The sequence below is a fragment of the Streptomyces sp. NPDC088915 genome (assembly GCF_044749825.1).
GTDB lineage: Bacteria > Actinomycetota > Actinomycetes > Streptomycetales > Streptomycetaceae > Streptomyces.
The window spans coordinates 272,560-292,934 of the sequence record NZ_JBIVIR010000006.1 but is presented as its reverse complement, the minus strand read 5'-3'; the positions used below and the strand labels follow the sequence as shown (position 1 = coordinate 292,934).

Genomic DNA, 20,375 nt, shown 5'->3' with positions numbered 1-20,375 from the left:
TCAGGGGGTGTCCTGGACAATGGACACATGGAGATTCTCTGGTTCCTCATCGCGCTCGGGCTGCTGTTCGGCGTCCTCGGCCCCTACGTGCTGCGCCGCAGGGGCGGCGGCATCCGGCTGGCCGCGCCGGGGGCGCCCGACGCGGCGGACCCGGCGGCGTACGGGTTCGTGCCGCAGGAGGACCAGGACGTGCGGCTGCCGGGGGCGGACGAGGACCTGCTGGACGTGCTGAACGTCGTGCAGGCCACCCAGGACTGGAAGGCGGCCTCGCAGCTCCTCGCGGGCACCGGCGAGGACGGCGAGCTGCGCTGGCAGCGCGTGCAGGCGTTCGCGGGCGCGGCGTCCCTGGAGCTCCAGGAGCGGCCGGGCGTCGGCGGGGCCTGGCTGCGGGCCTGGCGGGCGGACGCGCCGAAGGACCCGGGCGGGGCGGCGGTGCACGCGGAGTTCCTGGTGCAGCAGGCGTGGCGCTCCTCGGCGGCCGGGACCGACGACTTCCGGATCATCCTGGAGGAGGCGCTGAAGGTCACCGAGGAGGCGGCGCTGCTCGCCCCGGGCGACCCCGTCCCGTACATCACGCGGCTCGCGGTGGCGCGCGGTCTGGGCTACGGGCACGAGCGGTTCGACCAGGTGTGGGCGAAGGTGATCGACCGGGCGCCGCAGCACATGGGGGCGCACCTGGCGGCCCTGCACTACTGGTGCGAGAAGTGGCACGGTTCGCGCGAGGAGGCCGACCACTTCGCGACGACGGCCGCGGCGCGCGCCCCGCGCGGCTCGCTGCTCGCCGCGCTGCCGCTGTTCGCGGTGTACGAGCACGTGCCGGACGTGGTGCTCGTGCAGGACTTCTTCCGTACGCGGGTGGTGGCGAAGGCGGTGGAGGGCGCGCTGTACGCGGTGCACTCCGCCCGCCCGGACGACCCGATGGCGGCGCACGTCCGCCACCTGCTGGTCTGGTTCCTGGTGCGGGGCGAGCGCTGGGCGGAGGCCATGCACCAGTTCGTGAAGGTGGACGGGCACGTGGGCGCGGTGCCGTGGACGCTGAGCGCGGACCCGGCGGCGGAGTACACGGTCTTCCGGAACCTGGCGGTGGCGGGGTACGAGGCGAACGGCGGCAGCCCGCTGACGCTGCCGCGCTGACGGGGGAATCCCTTCCGGTCCGCCGGTGTTGTGCGGACTGCCGACGACCGTCGAGGAGAGATGCAGCATGTTCCTGTCCCGCACCCCCGTCCTCCCCACCCCCGAGCAGGCCCTGCCCGGCCGCGCCGAGCCGGAGTTCTCCGTGCCCGCGCGCCACACGGTCCTCGGCAACCCGCTCGTCGGCCCGTACCCGGAGGGCCTGGAGGTCGCCGACTTCGCCCTGGGCTGCTTCTGGGGCGCCGAGCGCAAGTTCTGGCAGACCGGGGGCGTCTGGACGACCCTCGTCGGCTACCAGGGCGGCTTCACGCGGAACCCCTCCTACGAGGAGGTCTGCTCGGGCCTGACCGGTCACACGGAGGTCGTCCGGGTGGTCTTCGACCCGTCGGAGGTCTCGTACGCGTCGCTCCTGAAGCTGTTCTGGGAGTCCCACGACCCGACGCAGGGCTTCCGCCAGGGCAACGACGTGGGCACCCAGTACCGCTCGGCGGTCTACACCCACTCCCCCGCCCAGGCGGCGGCGGCCGAGGCGTCCCGCGAGGCCTACCAGAAGGTCCTGACGGGCTCGGGCTACGGCGAGATCACCACCCACGTCCTGCCGGCCGACGACCGCCCGTTCTACCCGGCGGAGGCGTACCACCAGCAGTACCTGGACAAGAACCCGGCGGGCTACTGCGGCATCGGCGGCACGGGCGTCTCGTGCCCGATCGGGGTGGCGAAGGCGGACGGCTGAGCCCGCGCCGCGGCCGATCCCGGCGGCGGCCCGCCCGGATCGTTCCCGGCCCACACCAGCAGGACGCCCCGACCCGACCCGCCCGAACGCGCACGACCACGGCGGATTGCGCCCTGACCGGTGCCCCCGGACCGCAGGTCTGCCGCCGTCACCCCGCCGCCCCCCTCAGCGCGGCCGCCGTCGCCGCCGGGTCGTAGCCCTCCGGGACTCCGTCGATCAGGAGGACGTCGCCGGTCATGTGGCGGGTGCGGAGGGGGATCAGGGCCTGGTAGGGGTCGGAGGCGTACCAGGCGCGGGCGTTCTCGTAGGTCGGGAAGGCGATGATCACGAGGGCGCCGGGCCAGGTGCCCTCCGGGACCTCGCGGGTGGGGGCGCCGTGGACGAGGAAACGGCCTCCGTAGGGGGCCAGGGTGGCCTGGACGTGCTCCATGTACGTGAAGACCTCCTCGTCGAGGACGGGCTTCGGGTGCAGGTTTCCGAGGGCGTAGGCGGTCATGGGGACAGCGTGCCGGGGCGTGCCGTACGGGTCGATTACCCCCGACGTCATGCCCCGGCCGTCGTGCCCCGGCTGCCGTGCCCCGGCTGCCGTGCGCGCGTCAGATGGTCGACGCGTCGATCACGAAGCGGTAGCGGACGTCGCTGGCGATCACCCGCTCGTACGCCTCGTTGATCCGGTCCGCGGCGATCACCTCGATCTCGGCGCCCAGGCCGTGCGCGGCGCAGAAGTCGAGCATCTCCTGCGTCTCGGCGATGGAGCCGATCATCGAGCCGGCGAGGGTCTTGCGGCCGCCGATCAAGGAGAACAGGTTGACCTTGACCGGCTCCTCGGGCGCGCCCACGTTCACCAGGGCGCCGTCCGTGCGCACCAGGCTCAGGTAGGCGTCGAAGTCGAGCGGCGCCGAGACGGTGGAGACCACCAGGTCGAAGGTGCCGGCGAGCGCGGTGAAGGTCTCCGGGTCGCTCGTCGCGTGGTAGTGGTCGGCGCCCAGCCTCAGGGCGTCCTCCCGCTTCTTCTCGGACTGGCTGAGGACGGTCACCTCGGCGCCGAGCGCGTGCGCGATCTTGACGCCCATGTGGCCGAGGCCGCCGAGGCCGACGATCGCGACCTTCTTGCCGGGGCCGGCCTGCCAGTGGGCGAGCGGCGAGTAGAGGGTGATGCCGGCGCAGAGCAGCGGGGCGGCCTCGTCGAGGCCGATGCCCTCGGGGATGCGCAGGGTGTAGTTCTCGTCGACGACGATGTGGGTGGAGTAGCCGCCGTAGGTCGGCTCGCCGTCCTTGTCGCGGGCGTTGTACGTGCCGGTGCCGCCCTGGACGCAGTACTGCTCCAGGCCCTGGCGGCAGTGGTCGCACTCCCGGCAGGAGTCGACGAAGCAGCCGACGCCGACCCGGTCGCCGACCCGGAACTTCGTGACGCCGGGGCCGGTCTCGGCGACGACGCCGGCGATCTCGTGGCCGGGGACCATCGGGTAGATGCCCTCGCCCCAGCCGTCGCGCGCCTGGTGGATGTCGGAGTGGCAGATGCCGGCGTACTTGATCTCGATGAGGACGTCGTGCTCGCCGACCGGGCGGCGCGGCACGGTGGTGCGCTCCAGCGGGGCGTTGGCGGCGGGTGCGGCGTAGGCGGGGACGGTGGTCGCGTTCGTGGTCATGGCTCCGAGCCTGCCCGGGAAAGCCGCCGTCACCCAGACACCTGTTCTACCTACGACTGCCGTGCCTACCACTGGCAGGGTCAGGAACGTACGTCCGCGGGCCCGGCCCGGCGGCGATAATGGGGTCGCATGGACCCCAGTGCCGAACTCAGTGAATTCCTGCGCTCCCGCAGGGCCCGGCTGAAGCCGCAGGACGTGGGGCTGCCCGAGTTCGGGCGGCACCGGCGGGTGCCGGGGCTGCGCCGCGAGGAGCTGGCGCAGCTGGCCGGGGTCTCGGTGGCGTACTACACCCGGCTCGAACAGGGCAACGGCCGCAACGTGTCCATGGAGGTCCTGGACTCGATCGCGCGGGCGCTGCGCCTGAGCGACAGCGAGCGGGCGCATCTGACGCACCTGGCGAGGCCGACGGTGAAGAAGCGGCAGCGGGCGGCGATCTCCCGTCCGCAGCAGGTGCGGCCGGGGCTCTCGTACCTGCTGGACTCGATGGACGGGGTGCCCGCCGTCGTCGTGGGGCGCCGGCTCGACCTGCTCGCCTGGAACCGGATGGCGCGGGCGCTGCTCGGCGACTTCGCCGCCTGGGAGCCGCACGAGCGGAACATGGCCCGGATGGTCTTCCTCGACCCGAACGCGCGCTCGCTCTACCTCGACTGGGAGTGCAAGGCGACCGAGGTGGTGAGCGTGCTGCGGCTGTACGCGGGGTGCTACCCGGACGATCCGCTGCTGCTCGCGCTCGTGGGCGAGCTGTCGGTGCGCAGCGAGGAGTTCCGCTCGCTGTGGGCGGCGCACACGGTGGCGGACAAGGGGCACGGCACGAAGCGGATGCGGCATCCGCTGGTGGGCGAGATGACGCTGTCGTACGAGACGCTGAAGGTGTCGGGCGACGATCCGGACCTGGTGCTCGTGACGTACCACGCGGAGCCGGGCACGCCCTCGGCGGAGGCGCTGCGGCTGCTCGCGCAGTGGGGCGTGGACGAGGCCGTGGACGCGCGGTAGGGCCGGGCGCGTACGCGAGAGGGCCCCTCCACCCGGAGGGGCCCTCTCGTGCGCGGACCGGGCGGGTCAGACGGCCGAGCCGGCCTTCCACTCCGACCAGCTCATGTTCCAGCCGTTGAGGCCGTTGTCGGGGGCGATCGTCTTGTCCTTGGAGTTCTTGACGATCACGACGTCGCCGATGAGCGAGTGGTCGTAGAACCAGGCGGCCGACTGGTTCGGGTCGCCGGCGCCCTTGACGTCGTTGAGGCCCACGCAGCCGTGGCTGGTGTTCGTGGAGCCGAAGATCGAGTCCGGGCCCCAGTAGTTGCCGTGGATGAAGGTGCCCGAGCTGGACAGGCGCATGGCGTGCGGCACGTCCTTGATGTCGTACTCGCCCTTGCCGTCGTCGTCCGTGAAGCCGACGGTGGCGCCGTTCATCCGGGTCTCCTTGAACTTCTCGGAGATCACCATCTGACCGTTGTAGGTCGGGTTCTCCGGGGAGCCGGCGGAGACCGGGATGGTCTTGACCGTCTTGCCGTCCTGCTTGACCGTCATGGTCTTGGTGGCGACGTCGACGGTGGAGACCTGGTTGCGGCCGATCTTGAAGGTGACGGTCTTCTGCTGGACGCCGTAGACGCCCTCGGCGCCCTCGACGCCGTCGAGGTCCAGCTTCAGCGTGACGGTCGAGCCCTCGGTCCAGTAGGCGTCGGGGCGGAAGTCGAGGCGCTGGGTGTTGAACCAGTGCCCGACGACCTCCTGGCCGGAGCTGGAGGTGACGGTGACGGCGCTCTGGACGGCCTTCTTGTCGGTGATCGCCTTGTTGAAGGTGATCGAGACCGGCATGCCGACGCCGACGGTCGAGCCGTCCTCGGGCGTGAAGTTGCCGATGAAGCTGTTGGCCTGCGAGACGGTGGTGAAGGAGGAGTTCTCGTGGGCCACCAGGCCGCCCGCGTCCGCGGCGGTGGCGGTGATCTTGTAGACGGTGGCCCGCTTGAGCGCGACGGTCGGCTTCCAGCTCAGGCCGTCGGCCGCTATCTCGCCCTTGACCGCGTCGCCCTCGGCGGAGGTCATGACGACCTCGGTGAGCTTGCCGTCGGCGACGGTGACCTTGGCGTCGTTGTTGATGGAGGCGTTCTGGGCGCCGTTCTTCGGCGAGATGGTGATCCTGGCCTTCGAGGTCTTCTGCGCGGCCGCCTCGTCGACCTGCTCCTGCGACTGCGGGGTCGCGGTTCCGGAGGCACCGCTGCCGCCCTTGTCGCCGTCGTCACACGCCGAGAGCACCAACACACCGCTGAGCACGACAGCCGCGGCGGCCAGGCTCCTGCGGCGCTTGCCGTCCGTCATCACACGCTTCTCCATCGTCGCCGATTCCCTGTGAACGATTGCTTCCCTACCCATCACAACCCGTTCGGTTCGGGAACCGGACGGTTTGTGGGGAACACCACTGATCGACACGCGCCGGCGGAGCGTTCGGTTCCCCGCCGTGCGCCCGGTGGCGTGCGGCGGCCCCGGGACGGCGCCCCGGGACCCGCGAGCAGGGAGGACACCGGCCTCACGGCTGGTCGTCGTCGTCCTCCTCCGCCCCATCTTCCTCCCCGAGGTCCCATTCCAGCGCATCGGGGTCGTAATCGACCTCCTCGCTGCTCCAGGACGCCTGGACCATCTCGATGCCGGGGACGTCGCGGATCAGGTCGAAGGGTTCGACGAGGTACGCGAGGGCCTCGGCGGCGTCCTCGCGCGCGGCGGCGCGGGCGTGCGTCCGTTCCTCCTCGGGCATGAACTCGTCGGCGCCGATCCGGGCCTCGGCGGCCTCGGCCAGTTCGGCCGGTCCGTCGATCTCCAGGACCACATCGACGCGAAGACGTACATAGCGTGCGGTGTCAGAAGTGTTCATGAGTCGGAGCGTAGGGGTCCGGAGGGCCTCGGGTTTCCCGCGACCCGCTGTGTTCATTAGCATCTGCACGTCGATCAATTCGTGGTTTCCGCAAGGGGGATCGAAATCTCCGTGTCCGCCGCCCGACGCCTCCTGCTGACCGCCGCCGTCGCGGGAACGCTGCTGTGCGCCCTGTGGTTCGTGCCGTCCGCGAACGCCGCCGACCGGTGGGGCGACGGGGTGCGGGTGGGCGGGGGCGGGCCCGCCGTGGACGACGGGCGCCTCGCGGAGACCGGGGAGCGGGACACGGTGCCGTACCTGCTCGGCGGGACGGCGTTCCTGGGCGTCGGGGCGAGCTTCGTGGTGCTCGCGATGCGCCGCCGGGGCCGGGCCTCCTGAACCGCCCTCCTCCGTCGCGTACTTACGGGTGAGGGCCCGTCACCTCCGGAATCCTCCGGTGGGACGGGCCCTCGTCTGTCGCTCCGACGTCCTTACGCCAGCGGGCCGGTGACCGGCTCCACGGCGGCGACCACCCCGCCCTCCCGCACGAACGCGTCGGCGGCGGCCAGGTCGGGGGCGAGGAAGCGGTCCGGGCCGGGGCCCTGGACGCCGGCCCCGCGCAGGGCGGCGATGACGGCCTGCGAGGCGGGGGCCGGGGTGAGGCCCGCGCGGAGCTCGACGCCCCGGGTGGCGGCGTACAGCTCGACGGCGATGATCCGGGTGAGGTTGCCGATCGCGGTGCGCAGCTTGCGGGCGGCGGACCAGCCCATGGAGACGTGGTCCTCCTGCATCGCGGAGGACGGGATGGAGTCGGCGGAGGCCGGGACGGCGAGCCGCTTCATCTCGCTGACCAGGGCGGCCTGCGTGTACTGGGCGATCATCAGGCCCGAGTCGACGCCGGCGTCGTCGGCGAGGAAGGGCGGCAGGCCGTGCGAGCGGTTCTTGTCGAGGAGCCGGTCGGTGCGGCGCTCGGCGATGGAGCCGAGGTCGGCGGCGGCGATCGCGAGGAAGTCGAGGACGTACGCGACGGGGGCGCCGTGGAAGTTGCCGTTGGAGCGCACCTCGCCGTTCGACAGGACCACCGGGTTGTCGACGGCGGCGGCCAGCTCGCGCTCGGCGACGAGCCGGGCGTGGGCCAGGGTGTCGCGGCCGGCGCCGGCGACCTGCGGGGCGCAGCGGATCGAGTAGGCGTCCTGGACGCGGGGGGCCTCGCCGGCCTGGAAGTGGCCGGTGAGGCCGGAGCCCTTGAGCACGGCCAGCATGTTGGCGGCGGAGGCGGCCTGGCCGGGGTGGGGGCGGATGGCGTGCAGCTCGGGTTCGAGGACCTTCTCGGTGCCGAGGAGGGCTTCGAGGGAGAGCGCGGCGGTGACGTCGGCCGACTTGTAGAGGAGGTCGAGGTCGGCGAGGGCCATGACCAGCATGCCGAGCATGCCGTCGGTGCCGTTGAGGAGGGCGAGGCCCTCCTTCTCCTTGAGCTCGACGGGTGCGATGCCGTGCTCGGCGAGCAGCTCGCCGGCGGGGCGGACCCGCCCGTCGGGGCCCTCGGCGTCGCCCTCGCCCATGAGGGCCAGGGCGCAGTGGGAGAGCGGGGCGAGGTCGCCGGAGCAGCCGAGGGAGCCGTACTCGTGCACGACCGGGGTGATGCCGGCGTTGAGGACGTCGGCCATGGTCCGGGCGACCTCGGGGCGGACGCCGGTGTGGCCGGAGGCGACGGTCTTCAGGCGCAGGAACATCAGGGCGCGCACGACCTCGCGCTCGACGCGGGGGCCCATGCCGGCGGCGTGCGAGCGCACGATGTTGCGCTGGAGCTGCGCGCGGAGCTCGTGGCCGATGTGGCGGGTGGCGAGGGCGCCGAAGCCGGTGGAGACGCCGTAGACGGGCTCGGGCTTGGCGGCGAGCGCGTCGATGACCTCCCGGGCGGCGGCGAGGGCCTGCACGGCCTCGGTCGACAGCTCGACGCGGGCGCCGTGGCGGGCGACGTCGACGACGTCCTGCGGGGTCGTGCCGGACGTGCCGAGGACGACTGTCTGCATATCCATATTCAGCACCCTACGGATTGAAGACCGACCTGTCACTAGGGGATTTCGTCACCGTCCCGGCAGGGGGTCGTCCCTTACCGATGCGCAGGTCCCCGACGGGCGGCCGGCCCTCGTCTCACCGGTCCGCCGACGGGGGCTCCCCGGGGCGGGCGGCGGGCTCCCCGGGGCGGAGAGCGGTCTCCGTGGGCTCCTCGGGCCGGAGAGCGGTCTCCGTGGGCTCCTCGGGCCGGAGGGCCGTCTCCGTCGGCTCCTCGCCCGGGGGCTCGACGGGCCAGGCCCCGGGGCCCCGGTCCGCCGGGTCCGGAGCCGTGCGCGGATCCGGCTCCGGGTCCGGCGGGCCCGGAGCCGGCAGCTCCACCGTCGGCGCGTCGCGGAAGCGGCGGCGGTCGCGGGCGCCCGGCGGGGCGTCCGCGAGGCGCACCACCGTGCCGTCGCGCCCCGCCACCACGGGCTTCGCCGAGCGCCCGGCCTTGGCCTGGTACTGGGCGGCGTCCGCGAGCCGGAAGAGGCGGCGGGCCGACTTGAGGGGCCCGATGGGGTCGCCCGTGGACGCCACCCCGCAGGCCACGCCCTCGCCCAGCTCCAGCTCCGCCGCCCGTACGCACAGCTCCTCGGCGACCGCGACCACCTCGTCCGCCGTCGGGCCGACCGTCAGGAGGCAGAACTCGTCGCCGCCGAGACGGGCCGAGAGGGCGCCGGGGAGCCGGGCGCCGCAGCGGGAGAGGACGGAGCCGAAGCGTTCGAGGAGGCGGTCGCCGACCGCGTGGCCGTGGGTGTCGTTGACCCGCTTGAGGCCGTTGAGGTCGCAGACCACCAGGCTCACCACGGAGCCGTCCGTGCGGTAGCGCTCGACGGCCTCGTCCAGACGGGTGTCGACGGCCCGCCGGTTGGCCAGGCCGGTCAGGGGGTCGGTGAAGGCGAGCTTGCGGACCTCCTCCAGGCGCTCGGCCTGGGCGATGCCCGCCGCGACGACCGCCGCGAGCACGGTCGCGAAGCCCGCGTCCGCGCTGGTGAAAGGTTTCGCCTCGGGCGGCCGGGCGACGTACAGCTCGCCCCAGGCCCGCCCGTGGAGCACGATCGGGGCGACCACGCAGCAGCCGCGCCCGCGCCGCCGCAGACCGGTCACCCGGCCGGTGGGGACGGGGTCGGCGGCGGTCTCCACCCAGGCGTCCGGCTCGCCGCCGCCCGCCCACCGCTCGTGCAGGAACTCGGTGATCTCGGGGAACTGGTGGACCGGGTACGTCTCCGCGTCCGGGAACTCCTCCTCCCCCACGGCCCGCTCCCCGGCGTTCACCAGGACCTTGAGCCGCCCGTGGTCCCGCTCCCAGACGGACAGGGCGGCGAAGCTCCCGTCGAGCCCGTCGCGGGCCCCGAGCGCAGCCGCCCGCCAGAACTCCCGTGGAGTGTGCGCCGCCGCCATCCCCTGCGCCAGCGCCACTACGGCCCGCAGCCGCCCGTCCTCACCCATTCCTCCAGCTTAGGGAGGTTTGAACCGTTTTCCCCCTCGGGGCGTCACGGAAAGTCACGAAACGGGCAAATCGCTACCGGGTGTTCCGGCATCGAGCGAATCGCCGGGGCGGACCGGCGGCACGAACCGGCAGCACGGACCGGCAGCACGGACCGGCACTGGCGAACCGGCAGCACGGACCGGCACTGGCGAACCGGCACCGGGCGGACCGGCCGGGTCACTCCCCCGGCCACTCCGGCTTCCGCTTCTCGTTGAAGGCCGCCACGCCCTCGGCCCGGTCGCCGGAGAAGGCCACCGAGCGCCAGGCCGCGTCCTCGACCTCCAGGCCGGCCCGCAGGTCCAGGCCCTGGCCGAGCCGCATGGCCCTCTTCGCGGCGCGCAGGCCCACCGGGGAGTTGGCCGCGATCCGCCCGGCGAGCTCCAGGGCGCCCGTGCGGGCGTCCTCCGCCAGGAGGTCCACCAGGCCGAGCTCGCGGGCCTCGGGCGCCTCCACCCGGCGGGCCGTGAAGACCAGCTCGGCGGCGCGCGCCGCGCCCACCCGGCGCGGGAGGAGCTGCGTACCGCCGCCGCCGGGGATGACGCCCACGGAGACCTCGGGCAGGCCCACGACGGCGGTCGCGTCGGCGACGATCACGTCGCAGGCGAGCGCCAGCTCGAAGCCGCCGCCGAGGGCGAAGCCGTGCACGGCGGCGACGGTCGGCATGGGCAGCTCCAGGACGCCGGTGTAGGCGGCGCGGGCGGTCGGGCGCTGGCGGACCAGCTCGGCGTCGGTGAAGGAGTTGCGCTCCTTGAGGTCGGCGCCGACGCAGAAGGCGCGGTCGTTCGAGGAGGTGAGGACGGTGACGCGGACGGCGGCGTCGGCGGCGAGCGCGTCGCAGGCGGCCGCGAGGGAGCGGGCCATCTCGGAGGAGACGGCGTTCATCGCCTTGGGCCGGTCGAGGACCAGCTCCGCGACGTACCCCTCCCGCCGGACCACCACGAACTCACCGAAACGCTGCTCGGACATGACCGCACACCCTCCCACCAGCCGGCTCCGCCCGTTAACGGCTGTTAACCGGCGTTCACGGAGGAGATCCTAAGTGGGACGGCGGCCCAGGAGCCAGGGTTCGATGACGCCGAGGCCGCGGACCGGGCGCTGCCACATCGGCTGGAGCGCGAAGCGGTACGCGGCGGGGGTGCGGCCCTCCTTCTCGGCGCGGGCCGCCTCCTCGGCCGCCTCCGCCTCCGAGACGGGCGCCTCGCCGGTCCTGGTCAGCTCCTTCGCGAAGGCGCTGTCGACCAGGACGGCGTCCTTGGGGGCTATCGAGGTGAGCCGGCTGGCCAGGTTCACGGTGGTGCCGAAGACGTCGCCCATCCGGGTCGTCACGGTGCCGAAGGCGATGCCGACGCGCAGCGCGGGCATCGTCTCGTCGTGGCCGAGGGTCTCGATCAGGCGGAGCGCGATCTCGGCGGCGATGCCGGCGTCGTCCGCGGCGTAGAGCACCTCGTCGCCGAGGGTCTTGATGAGCCGGCCGCCGTGCGCGGCGACGAGGTCGGCGCAGGTGGTCTCGAAGGCCTCGACCAGCTCGCCGAGCTCCTCCTCCTCCAGGCGGCGGGTGAGCCGGGTGAAGCCGACGAGGTCCGCGAAGCCGACGGCGAGCCGCCGGTCGACCATCTCCTCGTCGTCGGCGGCCTGCACGACCCGGCCGGTGGCGGCGGCGAGCTGCCGGCGCCACACGTAGATCAGGAACTCCTCCAGCTCGGGCAGGAGCAGCTCGACCAGGGGGTACGTGACCTCGGTGCGGGTCATGCCGGGCTCGGGCGGCTCGGTGAGGCCCTCCAGGAAGGAGTCGATCTGCCACTCGGCGAGCCGGGCGGTGGTCTGGCCGGTGGAGCGGGCGACCTGCACGGCCATCGGCTCGCTGAGGAGCCCGGCCTCGACGAGGCCCGCGAGCCGCCGCAGGGCGAGCACGTCGGCCTCGGTGAGCGCCTTGGCCTGCCCGATGTCCGCGAAGCCCATGGCGCGCCAGAAGCGGGAGGCCAGCTCCATGGAGACGCCGGCCGTGCGGGCGGCCTGGAAGGGGGTGTAGCGGCGGTCCGCGCCGAGGATGAGCTGTTCGAGGCGGATCGCGAGGGGGTCGTCGGTCGGCTCGGCCGTGTGGTCGACCTCGTGGTGGGGGGTGGGGTACGCGGACGGCTCGGGCGCGCCGCCCGCGTTCTCGTCGTCGACGGTCACCGGCCGCCTCCTGCCCGTTCCCTGCCCACTTGCCCTGCCGATCTGTCGCCTGGATCGCGCTCCACGATACGACAGGTGTGGAATGGCTCACGCCCGGACGGCGAGCCGTTCCGCCCCGTGGCCGACGCCCGGACCGTCCGCGACCGAAGCCCGGACCGTCCCGCGACCGGGCCCGGACCGTCCCGCGACCGACGCCCGAATTGCCCCACGACCGGGCCCGGGCCCTCCCGCGACCGGGCCCGGCCCGTACCGGAACCTCCCCCTCGCCCCGGGCCCGTCAGACCTCCGGCGTCCGCACGTGGACGATGTCGCCCGCGCCCACCGCCTCCGTGCCGCCGCCCTCCGTGGCCACCACGAGGCGCCCGTCGCCGTCCAGGGCGATCGCCTCGCCCTCCAGGGTCCGCTCGCCGGGCAGCTCGGCCCTGACCCGGCGGCCGAGGGTCGCGCAGCCGGCCGCGTAGGCCTCCTGGAGCCCGGAGGCGGCGGGGTCGCCGTCGGCCCGCGTCCACTCCCCGTACCACCGTTCGAGGGAACGCAGGACGGCCCGCAGGAGGGTGTCGCGGTCGGTGGAGACCGCGTCGGCGAGGAGGAGGGACCCGGCGCCGGGGACGGGGAGCTCGTCCTCGCGGAGGGTGACGTTGAGGCCGAGGCCGACGACGACGCCGTCCGCGCCGGCCCGCTCGGCGAGGATGCCGCCGGTCTTGCGCTCCTCGCCCTGGACGGAAACCAGGAGGTCGTTGGGCCATTTGAGGGACATGTCGACCCCGGCGGCCTTCGCGAGGCCGGTCGCCGCCGCCACGCCGGTGAGCAGCGGGAGCCAGCCCCAGCGGTGGGCCGGCACGTCCGGCTTGAGCAGCACGGAGACGAAGATCCCGGAGCGGGCGGGCGCGCTCCAGGTGCGGTCGAGGCGGCCCCGGCCCGAGGTCTGCTCCTCGGCGACGAGCACCGCGCCCCCGGGCAGTTCGCCGGCCCGGGCGGCGAGGTCGGTGTTGGTGGATCCCGTGGTGGGGACCACGTCGAGCGAGGTCCACAGTCCGTCGGGGAGGACGAGCGCGCGGCGCAGGGCCGTCTCGTTGAGCGGGGGCCGGTCGAGGTCGGACCAGCGTCCGCCGGAGCCTTGGGAGGACGTCATGCAAGCCAGAGTAGGTGTGGCAAAGACCGCAGTGCCGAACCGTATCGGCGTGGATACGCTACGGGTCAGTAGGGCACCAGTAGCCCATTCGCAGTCCACGAACCCCCCGTGACCAGGCAGGGAGCCGCATCCCGATGTCCGAGCCGGCAGAGCAGCACGAGATCGACATTCACACGACCGCGGGCAAGATCGCGGACCTCAAGCGCCGTATCGACGAGGCCACCCACGCCGGCTCGGAGCGTGCGGTGGAGAAGCAGCACGCGAAGGGGAAGCTGACCGCGCGCGAGCGGATCGACCTCCTCCTCGACGAGGGGTCCTTCGTCGAGCTGGACGAGTTCGCCCGGCACCGCTCCACCAACTTCGGGCTGGAGAAGAACCGTCCGTACGGCGACGGCGTCGTCACCGGCTACGGCACGGTCGACGGGCGCCCGGTGGCCGTGTTCTCGCAGGACTTCACGGTCTTCGGCGGGGCGCTCGGCGAGACGTACGGCCAGAAGATCATCAAGGTGATGGACTTCGCGCTGAAGACCGGCTGCCCGGTCATCGGCATCAACGACTCCGGCGGCGCCCGCATCCAGGAGGGCGTGAGCGCGCTCGGCATGTACGGCGAGATCTTCCGCCGCAACACCCACGCCTCCGGCGTGATCCCGCAGATCTCGCTGGTCGTCGGCCCGTGCGCGGGCGGCGCGGTGTACTCCCCCGCGATCACCGACTTCACGGTGATGGTCGACCGGACCTCGCACATGTTCATCACCGGTCCCGACGTCATCAAGACGGTGACCGGCGAGGACGTGGGCTTCGAGGAGCTGGGCGGCGCCCGGACGCACAACGCGACCTCGGGCGTGGCGCATCACATGGCGGGGGACGAGAAGGACGCCGTCGAGTACGTGAAGTCCCTGCTCTCCTACCTGCCTTCGAACAACCTCTCGGAGCCGCCGGCCTTCCCGGAGACCGCGGACACCGCGGTGTCGGACGAGGACCGCGAGCTGGACGTGCTGATCCCGGACTCGGCGAACCAGCCGTACGACATGCACAAGGTCATCGAGCACGTCCTGGACGACGGCGAGTTCCTGGAGACGCAGGCGCTGTTCGCGCCGAACATCCTGACCGGCTTCGGCCGGGTCGAGGGCTTCCCCGTCGGCGTGGTCGCCAACCAGCCGATGCAGTTCGCCGGCTGCCTGGACATCGACGCCTCCGAGAAGGCCGCGCGCTTCGTGCGCACCTGCGACGCCTTCAACATCCCGGTCCTGACCTTCGTGGACGTGCCGGGCTTCCTGCCGGGCGTGGACCAGGAGTACGGCGGCATCATCCGGCGCGGCGCGAAGCTGATCTACGCGTACGCGGAGGCCACGGTCCCGCTGATCACGGTCATCACCCGCAAGGCCTTCGGCGGCGCGTACGACGTGATGGGCTCCAAGCACCTGGGCGCGGACCTGAACCTGGCGTGGCCGACGGCGCAGATCGCGGTCATGGGCGCGCAGGGCGCGGTCAACATCCTGCACCGCAGGACGATCGCCGAGGCGGGGGACGCCGACGAGACCGAGGCCACGCGGGCGCGGCTGATCCAGGAGTACGAGGACGCCCTGCTCAACCCGTACACGGCGGCCGAGCGCGGCTACATCGACGGCGTGGTCCTGCCGTCCGACACGCGCCCGCAGATCGTCAAGGGCCTGCGTCAGCTCCGTACGAAGCGGGAATCCCTGCCTCCGAAGAAGCACGGCAACATCCCGCTCTAGCAGCCCCTCCGGACCTCCAAGGAGCCGACATGATCAAGGTCGTACGAGGAAACCCGACTCCGGAGGAGTTGGCCGCCGCACTGGCGGTGGTCCAGGCCCGGGCCGCGGCCACGGCGGCGGCGTCCGCCGAGGGCGGCGGCCCGGCGGTGCCGGAGGGGTGGTCGGACCCCTCCCGCATCGCACGGGCCGTACGGCAGCGCCCGGGTCCGCGGGCCTGGGCGAGGTCGTACTGGCCCGTCTGAACGTCAGGGCCGGAGGGCCGGACCCCTTGTGCGGGGGGTCCGGCCCTTCGCGCGCGTGCTTCCGTTCTCCGGCTCCTTCGCGCGTGTGACTGCGGACACCGGCCGGTTGAGTATCCGTACTCAGGCGCCGCGGTCCTCCCGGCCGCAGGATCGGAGGCATGCTGTGGTCCGACCCGGAGAACGAGCCGCCGAAGTTCATGCGCGAGATGCAGACGATGCTCCGCCGCGCGGGCGTGCTCCTCGCGCTCGCGATGGTGGTGGCGATGTTCGCGGCCGGCGTGCGCTGACCCCGCGCGTGTCTCCGGCGGTCCGGGTCGGGCACGCGCGCGCACCCCGGCCGTCCGGTGGGTCCGGGTCCTGCGCACTGGCTACGCTGCCCCCATGACTGCTGATCCGCGCCGTGTCGTGCTCGCCTCCGCCTCCCCCGCCCGGCTCGGTCTGCTCCGGCAGGCCGGCATCGCCCCCGAGGTGATCGTGAGCGGCGTCGACGAGGACAAGGTCCACGCCCCGACCCCGGCCGAGCTCGCGCTCGCCCTCGCGGAGGCGAAGGCCGCCCATGTGGCCGCCCGGCCCGAGGTGTTCGGCGCGCTGGTCATCGGCTGCGACTCGGTCCTGGAGCTGGACGGGAGGGCGCTGGGCAAGCCGGCCGACGCCGAGGAGGCCGTCGCCCGCTGGAAGGCGATGCGGGGCAGGGTCGGCGTCCTCCAGACGGGCCACTGCGTGTACGACACGGCCGCCAAGCGCTACGAGTCGGCGACCGCCTCCACCGTGGTCCGCTTCGGCGAGCCGACGGACGAGGAGGTGGCGGCGTACGTGGCGAGCGGCGAACCGCTGCACGTGGCGGGCGCGTTCACCCTGGACGGGCGCTCGGCGCCGTTCATCGACGGCATCGACGGCGATCCGGGCAACGTGATCGGCCTGTCCCTGCCGCTGCTGCGCCGGCTGCTGCGCAAGCTGGACGTCGGGATCACGGACCTCTGGACCGAGCCGCGGGCCTGAGCCCCGGGCCGTCCTACGCGGGGGCCGGCGCCTTCTCCGCGGCCGGCCGCCCGGTCTCCTTCCCGTAGGCCACCAGGGTGAGGACGATCAGGCCGAGCACCACCATCAGGAAGGCGAAGGCCTGCCAGCCGAGGAGGCCGACGGCGACCGCCCCGAGGACGCCGTGCACGACCGCGCAGCCGATGAGCAGGCCCCGGCCGAGGCGGCCGGGGCGGCGGTCGCGGAGGCCCGCGAGGAGGGCGACGAGGGCGCAGAGGACGAGGGCCGCCCCGGAGACGTAGCCGAGGATCCGGGTGCCGGTGGCCATCGCGTCGGGGTCCATGCCGTCGAGGGACATCGACTGCGCCTCCACGAAGCGCGCCATGACGGCGTTGAGGGCGACGATGCCGGGCGCTTCGAGGAGGAGCACCAGCGCGGTCACGAGAGCCATCGGTCTGCGGGCCACCTCGGCCACCCCCTGGATTCGCCTGTTACCGACAGTACGATCGACAGCGGGAAGGCTACTGGCCGGTAAAACCCCGGACAAGAGTTCGTGCACGACCGGACACGACGGAGCGTCGGGCAAAGAATCACCAGGCCGTTCGTAGGGACCCGACAAAGAAACCCGAACGGCGACTGGCCGCGTGAACAGAGACCTGCGCCACACCTCGGAGCTACTGTGCCGTAAAGGAACCCTGCGTACCGTGGTGCGACAAGGGAATTCACGATCCGAGCAGGCCCGGGGTCACCCTCCGTGTGGGAAAGCTCACCACTGGGGACGGGTCGAAAGGCCGTGTCGGCAGTCCCTAAACTCAGCTTGTTTCAAGGAGGGAGCCATCGTGCGCAAGGTGCTCATCGCCAACCGTGGCGAAATCGCTGTCCGTGTGGCCCGGGCGTGCCGGGACGCGGGTATCGGCAGCGTGGCCGTGTACGCCGAGCCGGACCGGGACGCGCTGCACGTCCGTGCGGCCGACGAGGCGTTCGCCCTGGGCGGTGACACTCCGGCCACCAGCTACCTGGACATCGCCAAGGTCCTCCAGGCCGCGAAGGACTCGGGCGCGGACGCGGTCCACCCCGGGTACGGCTTCCTCTCGGAGAACGCCGAGTTCGCGCAGGCGGTCCTGGACGCGGACCTGATCTGGATCGGCCCGCCGCCGCAGGCGATCCGGGACCTGGGCGACAAGGTGGCGGCCCGTCACATCGCGCAGCGCGCCGGCGCGCCGCTGGTGGCCGGCACGCCCGACCCGGTCTCGGGCGCGGAGGAGGTCGTGGCCTTCGCGAAGGAGCACGGCCTGCCGATCGCGATCAAGGCCGCCTTCGGCGGCGGCGGCCGCGGCCTGAAGGTCGCCCGCACCCTCGAAGAGGTCCCCGAGCTGTACGACTCCGCCGTCCGCGAGGCCGTCGCGGCCTTCGGCCGGGGCGAGTGCTTCGTCGAGCGCTACCTCGACAAGCCGCGGCACGTCGAGACGCAGTGCCTGGCCGACACCCACGGCAACGTGGTCGTGGTCTCCACCCGTGACTGCTCGCTCCAGCGCCGCCACCAGAAGCTGGTCGAGGAGGCCCCGGCCCCCTTCCTGTCGGAGGAGCAGAACAAGCAGCTCTACGCCGCGTCGAAGGCGATCCTGAAGGAGGCCGGCTACGTCGGCGCCGGCACGGTCGAGTTCCTCGTGGGCGTGGACGGCACGATCTCCTTCCTGGAAGTCAACACCCGCCTCCAGGTCGAGCACCCGGTGACCGAGGAGGTCACCGGAATCGACCTGGTCCGCGAGATGTTCCGCATCGCCGACGGCGAGGAGCTCGGCTACGGCGACCCGGAGATCCGGGGCCACTCCTTCGAGTTCCGCATCAACGGCGAGGACCCGGGCCGGGGCTTCCTCCCGGCCCCCGGCACCGTCACCCTCTTCCAGCCCCCGACCGGCCCGGGCGTCCGTCTGGACGCGGGCGTGGAGTCCGGCTCGGTCATCGGCCCGGCCTGGGACTCCCTCCTCGCGAAGCTGGTCATCACCGGCGCCACCCGCGAGCAGGCCCTCCAGCGCGCCGCGCGCGCCCTGGAGGAGTTCAAGGTCGAGGGCATGGCCACCGCCATCCCCTTCCACCGGGCGGTCGTGGTCGACCCGGCGTTCACCGCGGACCCGTTCCGGGTCCACACCCGGTGGATCGAGACGGAGTTCGTCAACGAGATCAAGCCCTTCGCCCCGGCCGGCGCGGACGCCGACGAGGACGAGGCGGGCCGCGAGACGATCGTCGTCGAGGTCGGCGGCAAGCGCCTGGAGGTCTCGCTGCCCTCGTCGCTCGGCATGTCGCTTGCCCGTACGGGTCTGGCGGCCGGCGCCAAGCCGAAGCGCCGCGCGGCGAAGAAGTCCGGTCCGGCGGCCTCGGGCGACACCCTCGCCTCCCCGATGCAGGGCACGATCGTGAAGGTCGCGGTCGAGGAGGGCCAGGAGGTCAAGGAGGGCGACCTGATCGTCGTCCTGGAGGCCATGAAGATGGAGCAGCCGCTCAACGCGCACCGCTCCGGCACCGTCAAGGGCCTCAGCGCCGCGATCGGCGCCTCGATCACCTCCGGCGCCGCCATCTGCGAGATCAAGGACTGACCGGCGCACCCAGTACGGTACGGAGGGCCCGCGGGCAGTCGCCTGCGGGCCCTTCGCCGAGGGGAGGGCCTCCGTCACCCATGCGCGCCGACGCACGCCGCAACCACGAACGCCTGCTCACCGAGGCCCGCGCCGCCTTCGCCGGCCGGGGCGCCGACGCGCCCCTGGAGGAGATCGCGCGCCGCGCGGGCGTGGGGATCGGCACCCTCTACCGCCACTTCCCCACCCGCGCCGACCTGTTGAACGGCGTCTTCCAGGAGGCCCTGGCGGAACTCCTCGACCGCTCGCGGGCGTTGGCGGACGCCGAGGAGCCGTGCCGGGCGCTGGTGGAGTGGCTGCGGGCCCTGGTCGCCCACGCGGGCGAGTACCGGGGCCTCGCGCACGCGCTGATGTCCGCCTCGCACGACCGGGATTCGGCGCTCTCCCGGTGCAGCGATCCGCTGCGCGCGGCGGGCGAACGGCTGCTCGAACGGGCCCGGGAGGCGGGCCGGGTGCGGGCCGACGTGTCGATCGGCGACCTGATGCAGCTGACCAACGCGATCGCGCTCGCGGCGGAACAGTCCCCGGAGGACACGGAGTTGGCGGACCGCCTGCTCGCGCTGACACTGCGGGGCATCACGACCTGAGGCACGGGAGAGGTACGCAGGCGCGTACGGAGGCGGCCCGGGGGCCGCTCCCTCAGCGGCGGCGCAGGTCCGCGACCCTGGCCGTGCGCTCCAGCGCCTCCGCGGCGAAACCGCCGCCGCCCGGGCCCCGGAACTGCCCCGCCACCATCCGGCCGCGCTGGCCGGGAAGGGGCACGTCACGGCGGGGCCGGGCCCCGGGGGGGAGCTGGTCGCCCCCGGCGGGTCCGGAGCCGGCGCCGGTGCCCGCGACGGCGATCTGCACGCCCTGGTCGGCGAGGGCCTGGAGCTCGGTGGCGGCCCGCTCGTCGTGGGCGGGGGGCTCGTCGGTGACCAGACGGGCGATCACGTCCGTGGGCACCGTCTGGAACATGGTGTCGGAGCCCAGCTTGGTGTGGTCGGCGAGGACCACGACCTCGGCCGCCGCCTGGACGAGCGCCCGGTCCACGCTCGCGGAGAGCATGTTGGAGGTGGACAGGCCGCGCTCGGCGGTCAGGCCGCTCCCGGAGAGGAAGGCCCGGGAGACCCGCAGCCCCTGGAGCGACTGCTCGGCCCCGCTGCCCACGAGCGCGTAGTTGGAGCCGCGCAGGGTGCCTCCGGTCATGACGACCTCGACCCGGTTGGCGTGGGCGAGGGCCTGGGCGACGAGCAGGGAGTTGGTGACCACGGTCAGGCCGGGCACGCGGGCGAGCCGGCGGGCCAGCTCCTGCGTGGTCGTCCCGGCGCCGACGACGATGGCCTCGCCCTCTTCGACGAGGCTCGCCGCGACGTCGGCGATGGCCGTCTTCTCCGCGGCCGCGAGATGGGATTTCTGCGGGAAGCCGGATTCTCGCGTGAATCCGCCCGGCAACACCGCACCGCCGTGGCGGCGGTCGAGGAGTCCTTCTGCCTCCAGGGCCCGTACGTCCCTCCGTACGGTCACCTCCGAGGTCTGGACGACGCGGGCGAGCTCGCGGAGCGACACGGCTCCGTTGGCGCGCACCATTTCGA

At 73.1% G+C, this 20,375-nt stretch carries 20 protein-coding genes and 1 pseudogene; 10 read left to right on the top strand and 11 right to left on the bottom strand.

All coding sequences use genetic code 11. The annotated features are described in order from the left end of the window. The first annotated feature begins 27 nt into the window (after positions 1 to 27). Both ACIP5O_RS13870 and msrA read left to right on the top strand, forming a co-directional pair. Entirely contained in the window at positions 28 to 1,134 is a 1,107-nt protein-coding gene (locus ACIP5O_RS13870) for a hypothetical protein (protein ID WP_401292501.1), read from the top strand. Positions 1,135 to 1,201: 67 nt separating this feature from the next. Continuing rightward, complete coding sequence (gene msrA / locus ACIP5O_RS13865; protein WP_401292499.1) at positions 1,202 to 1,864, top strand: peptide-methionine (S)-S-oxide reductase MsrA; 663 nt, start codon at positions 1,202 to 1,204, stop codon at positions 1,862 to 1,864. Positions 1,865 to 2,012: 148 nt separating this feature from the next. Here msrA and ACIP5O_RS13860 read toward each other — a convergent pair whose 3' ends face one another. Both ACIP5O_RS13860 and ACIP5O_RS13855 read right to left on the bottom strand, forming a co-directional pair. After that, complete coding sequence (locus tag ACIP5O_RS13860; RefSeq protein WP_401292497.1) at positions 2,013 to 2,360, bottom strand: DUF1330 domain-containing protein; 348 nt, start codon at positions 2,358 to 2,360, stop codon at positions 2,013 to 2,015. A gap of 100 nt (positions 2,361 to 2,460) precedes the next feature. Next, complete coding sequence (locus ACIP5O_RS13855; protein WP_401292495.1) at positions 2,461 to 3,513, bottom strand: NAD(P)-dependent alcohol dehydrogenase; 1,053 nt, start codon at positions 3,511 to 3,513, stop codon at positions 2,461 to 2,463. Positions 3,514 to 3,642: 129 nt separating this feature from the next. Here ACIP5O_RS13855 and ACIP5O_RS13850 point away from each other — a divergent pair, with 129 nt between their 5' ends. Then, entirely contained in the window at positions 3,643 to 4,506 is an 864-nt protein-coding gene (locus ACIP5O_RS13850; RefSeq protein WP_356541566.1) for a helix-turn-helix transcriptional regulator, read from the top strand. Between the two features lie 66 nt (positions 4,507 to 4,572). Here the strand turns inward: ACIP5O_RS13850 and ACIP5O_RS13845 are convergent, their stop codons facing one another. Further along, positions 4,573 to 5,844, bottom strand: a complete 1,272-nt coding sequence (locus ACIP5O_RS13845; protein ID WP_401292492.1) for an Ig-like domain-containing protein — start codon at positions 5,842 to 5,844, stop codon at positions 4,573 to 4,575. A 193-nt stretch (positions 5,845 to 6,037) separates the two neighbouring features. Beyond that, positions 6,038 to 6,379: a hypothetical protein gene (locus ACIP5O_RS13840; protein ID WP_401292489.1), complete on the bottom strand. Its 342-nt coding sequence runs from the start codon at positions 6,377 to 6,379 to the stop codon at positions 6,038 to 6,040. A gap of 111 nt (positions 6,380 to 6,490) precedes the next feature. On the opposite strand from ACIP5O_RS13840, the gene ACIP5O_RS13835 reads away from it, so the two are divergent. Next, a complete protein-coding gene (locus ACIP5O_RS13835; RefSeq protein WP_356541561.1) occupies positions 6,491 to 6,757 on the top strand; it encodes an LPXTG cell wall anchor domain-containing protein in 267 nt (88 codons plus the stop codon). 92 nt (positions 6,758 to 6,849) lie between these two features. On the opposite strand, the gene hutH is transcribed toward ACIP5O_RS13835, so the two are convergent. From hutH to ACIP5O_RS13810, 5 genes and pseudogenes are all read right to left on the bottom strand, one after another. Continuing rightward, on the bottom strand, positions 6,850 to 8,391 hold the full coding sequence (gene hutH / locus ACIP5O_RS13830) for a histidine ammonia-lyase (protein WP_401292722.1): 1,542 nt from the start codon (positions 8,389 to 8,391) through the stop codon (positions 6,850 to 6,852). A gap of 376 nt (positions 8,392 to 8,767) precedes the next feature. Continuing rightward, positions 8,768 to 9,865, bottom strand: a pseudogene (locus tag ACIP5O_RS13825) (diguanylate cyclase domain-containing protein); the annotation flags it as partial. 217 nt (positions 9,866 to 10,082) lie between these two features. Continuing rightward, positions 10,083 to 10,871 (bottom strand): enoyl-CoA hydratase/isomerase family protein, encoded by a 789-nt coding sequence (locus ACIP5O_RS13820; protein ID WP_401292486.1) that lies wholly within the window; start codon positions 10,869 to 10,871, stop codon positions 10,083 to 10,085. Positions 10,872 to 10,940: 69 nt separating this feature from the next. Further along, positions 10,941 to 12,080 carry an adenylate/guanylate cyclase domain-containing protein gene (locus tag ACIP5O_RS13815; RefSeq protein WP_401292483.1) on the bottom strand — a complete coding sequence of 380 codons (1,140 nt, stop codon included), beginning with the start codon at positions 12,078 to 12,080 and terminating at the stop codon, positions 10,941 to 10,943. 277 nt (positions 12,081 to 12,357) lie between these two features. Next, the gene (locus ACIP5O_RS13810; RefSeq protein ID WP_401292480.1) at positions 12,358 to 13,212 is read right to left on the bottom strand and encodes a biotin--[acetyl-CoA-carboxylase] ligase; all 855 of its coding nucleotides are present in this window, start codon (positions 13,210 to 13,212) and stop codon (positions 12,358 to 12,360) included. Between the two features lie 134 nt (positions 13,213 to 13,346). Here ACIP5O_RS13810 and ACIP5O_RS13805 point away from each other — a divergent pair, with 134 nt between their 5' ends. From ACIP5O_RS13805 to ACIP5O_RS13790, 4 genes are all read left to right on the top strand, one after another. Further along, positions 13,347 to 14,948: an acyl-CoA carboxylase subunit beta gene (locus ACIP5O_RS13805; protein WP_401292477.1), complete on the top strand. Its 1,602-nt coding sequence runs from the start codon at positions 13,347 to 13,349 to the stop codon at positions 14,946 to 14,948. A 29-nt stretch (positions 14,949 to 14,977) separates the two neighbouring features. Next, complete coding sequence (locus tag ACIP5O_RS13800) at positions 14,978 to 15,190, top strand: acyl-CoA carboxylase subunit epsilon (protein WP_125665853.1); 213 nt, start codon at positions 14,978 to 14,980, stop codon at positions 15,188 to 15,190. Between the two features lie 158 nt (positions 15,191 to 15,348). Beyond that, positions 15,349 to 15,477: a morphogenic membrane protein MmpB gene (gene mmpB / locus ACIP5O_RS13795; protein ID WP_401292473.1), complete on the top strand. Its 129-nt coding sequence runs from the start codon at positions 15,349 to 15,351 to the stop codon at positions 15,475 to 15,477. Between the two features lie 94 nt (positions 15,478 to 15,571). After that, a complete protein-coding gene (locus ACIP5O_RS13790; RefSeq protein WP_401292470.1) occupies positions 15,572 to 16,189 on the top strand; it encodes a nucleoside triphosphate pyrophosphatase in 618 nt (205 codons plus the stop codon). Positions 16,190 to 16,202: 13 nt separating this feature from the next. Here ACIP5O_RS13790 and ACIP5O_RS13785 read toward each other — a convergent pair whose 3' ends face one another. After that, the gene (locus ACIP5O_RS13785; protein ID WP_401292467.1) at positions 16,203 to 16,619 is read right to left on the bottom strand and encodes a hypothetical protein; all 417 of its coding nucleotides are present in this window, start codon (positions 16,617 to 16,619) and stop codon (positions 16,203 to 16,205) included. Positions 16,620 to 17,007: 388 nt separating this feature from the next. Between ACIP5O_RS13785 and ACIP5O_RS13780 the strand changes: the two genes are divergently transcribed. Beyond that, a complete protein-coding gene (locus tag ACIP5O_RS13780) occupies positions 17,008 to 18,762 on the top strand; it encodes an acetyl/propionyl/methylcrotonyl-CoA carboxylase subunit alpha (RefSeq protein WP_401292464.1) in 1,755 nt (584 codons plus the stop codon). Between the two features lie 80 nt (positions 18,763 to 18,842). After that, positions 18,843 to 19,388, top strand: a complete 546-nt coding sequence (locus ACIP5O_RS13775; protein WP_401292461.1) for a TetR/AcrR family transcriptional regulator — start codon at positions 18,843 to 18,845, stop codon at positions 19,386 to 19,388. A gap of 52 nt (positions 19,389 to 19,440) precedes the next feature. Here ACIP5O_RS13775 and ACIP5O_RS13770 read toward each other — a convergent pair whose 3' ends face one another. Continuing rightward, positions 19,441 to 20,370 carry a DeoR/GlpR family DNA-binding transcription regulator gene (locus tag ACIP5O_RS13770; RefSeq protein WP_401292720.1) on the bottom strand — a complete coding sequence of 310 codons (930 nt, stop codon included), beginning with the start codon at positions 20,368 to 20,370 and terminating at the stop codon, positions 19,441 to 19,443. Positions 20,371 to 20,375: the final 5 nt, after the last annotated feature.

Excerpts from the sequence above, each read along its gene's own strand:
- mmpB (WP_401292473.1), top strand. The coding sequence starts at position 15,349 with ATGCTGTGGTCCGACCCGGAGAACGAGCCGCCGAAGTTCATGCGCGAG.
- ACIP5O_RS13775 (WP_401292461.1), top strand. The coding sequence starts at position 18,843 with ATGCGCGCCGACGCACGCCGCAACCACGAACGCCTGCTCACCGAGGCC.
- ACIP5O_RS13860 (WP_401292497.1), bottom strand. The coding sequence starts at position 2,360 with ATGACCGCCTACGCCCTCGGAAACCTGCACCCGAAGCCCGTCCTCGAC.
- ACIP5O_RS13820 (WP_401292486.1), bottom strand. The coding sequence starts at position 10,871 with ATGTCCGAGCAGCGTTTCGGTGAGTTCGTGGTGGTCCGGCGGGAGGGG.
- ACIP5O_RS13805 (WP_401292477.1), top strand. The coding sequence starts at position 13,347 with ATGTCCGAGCCGGCAGAGCAGCACGAGATCGACATTCACACGACCGCG.
- ACIP5O_RS13840 (WP_401292489.1), bottom strand. The coding sequence starts at position 6,379 with ATGAACACTTCTGACACCGCACGCTATGTACGTCTTCGCGTCGATGTG.
- ACIP5O_RS13850 (WP_356541566.1), top strand. The coding sequence starts at position 3,643 with ATGGACCCCAGTGCCGAACTCAGTGAATTCCTGCGCTCCCGCAGGGCC.
- ACIP5O_RS13810 (WP_401292480.1), bottom strand. The coding sequence starts at position 13,212 with ATGACGTCCTCCCAAGGCTCCGGCGGACGCTGGTCCGACCTCGACCGG.
- ACIP5O_RS13800 (WP_125665853.1), top strand. The coding sequence starts at position 14,978 with ATGATCAAGGTCGTACGAGGAAACCCGACTCCGGAGGAGTTGGCCGCC.
- ACIP5O_RS13870 (WP_401292501.1), top strand. The coding sequence starts at position 28 with ATGGAGATTCTCTGGTTCCTCATCGCGCTCGGGCTGCTGTTCGGCGTC.
- hutH (WP_401292722.1), bottom strand. The coding sequence starts at position 8,391 with ATGCAGACAGTCGTCCTCGGCACGTCCGGCACGACCCCGCAGGACGTC.
- ACIP5O_RS13790 (WP_401292470.1), top strand. The coding sequence starts at position 15,572 with ATGACTGCTGATCCGCGCCGTGTCGTGCTCGCCTCCGCCTCCCCCGCC.
- ACIP5O_RS13845 (WP_401292492.1), bottom strand. The coding sequence starts at position 5,844 with ATGGAGAAGCGTGTGATGACGGACGGCAAGCGCCGCAGGAGCCTGGCC.
- msrA (WP_401292499.1), top strand. The coding sequence starts at position 1,202 with ATGTTCCTGTCCCGCACCCCCGTCCTCCCCACCCCCGAGCAGGCCCTG.
- ACIP5O_RS13855 (WP_401292495.1), bottom strand. The coding sequence starts at position 3,513 with ATGACCACGAACGCGACCACCGTCCCCGCCTACGCCGCACCCGCCGCC.
- ACIP5O_RS13770 (WP_401292720.1), bottom strand. The coding sequence starts at position 20,370 with ATGGTGCGCGCCAACGGAGCCGTGTCGCTCCGCGAGCTCGCCCGCGTC.
- ACIP5O_RS13785 (WP_401292467.1), bottom strand. The coding sequence starts at position 16,619 with ATGGCTCTCGTGACCGCGCTGGTGCTCCTCCTCGAAGCGCCCGGCATC.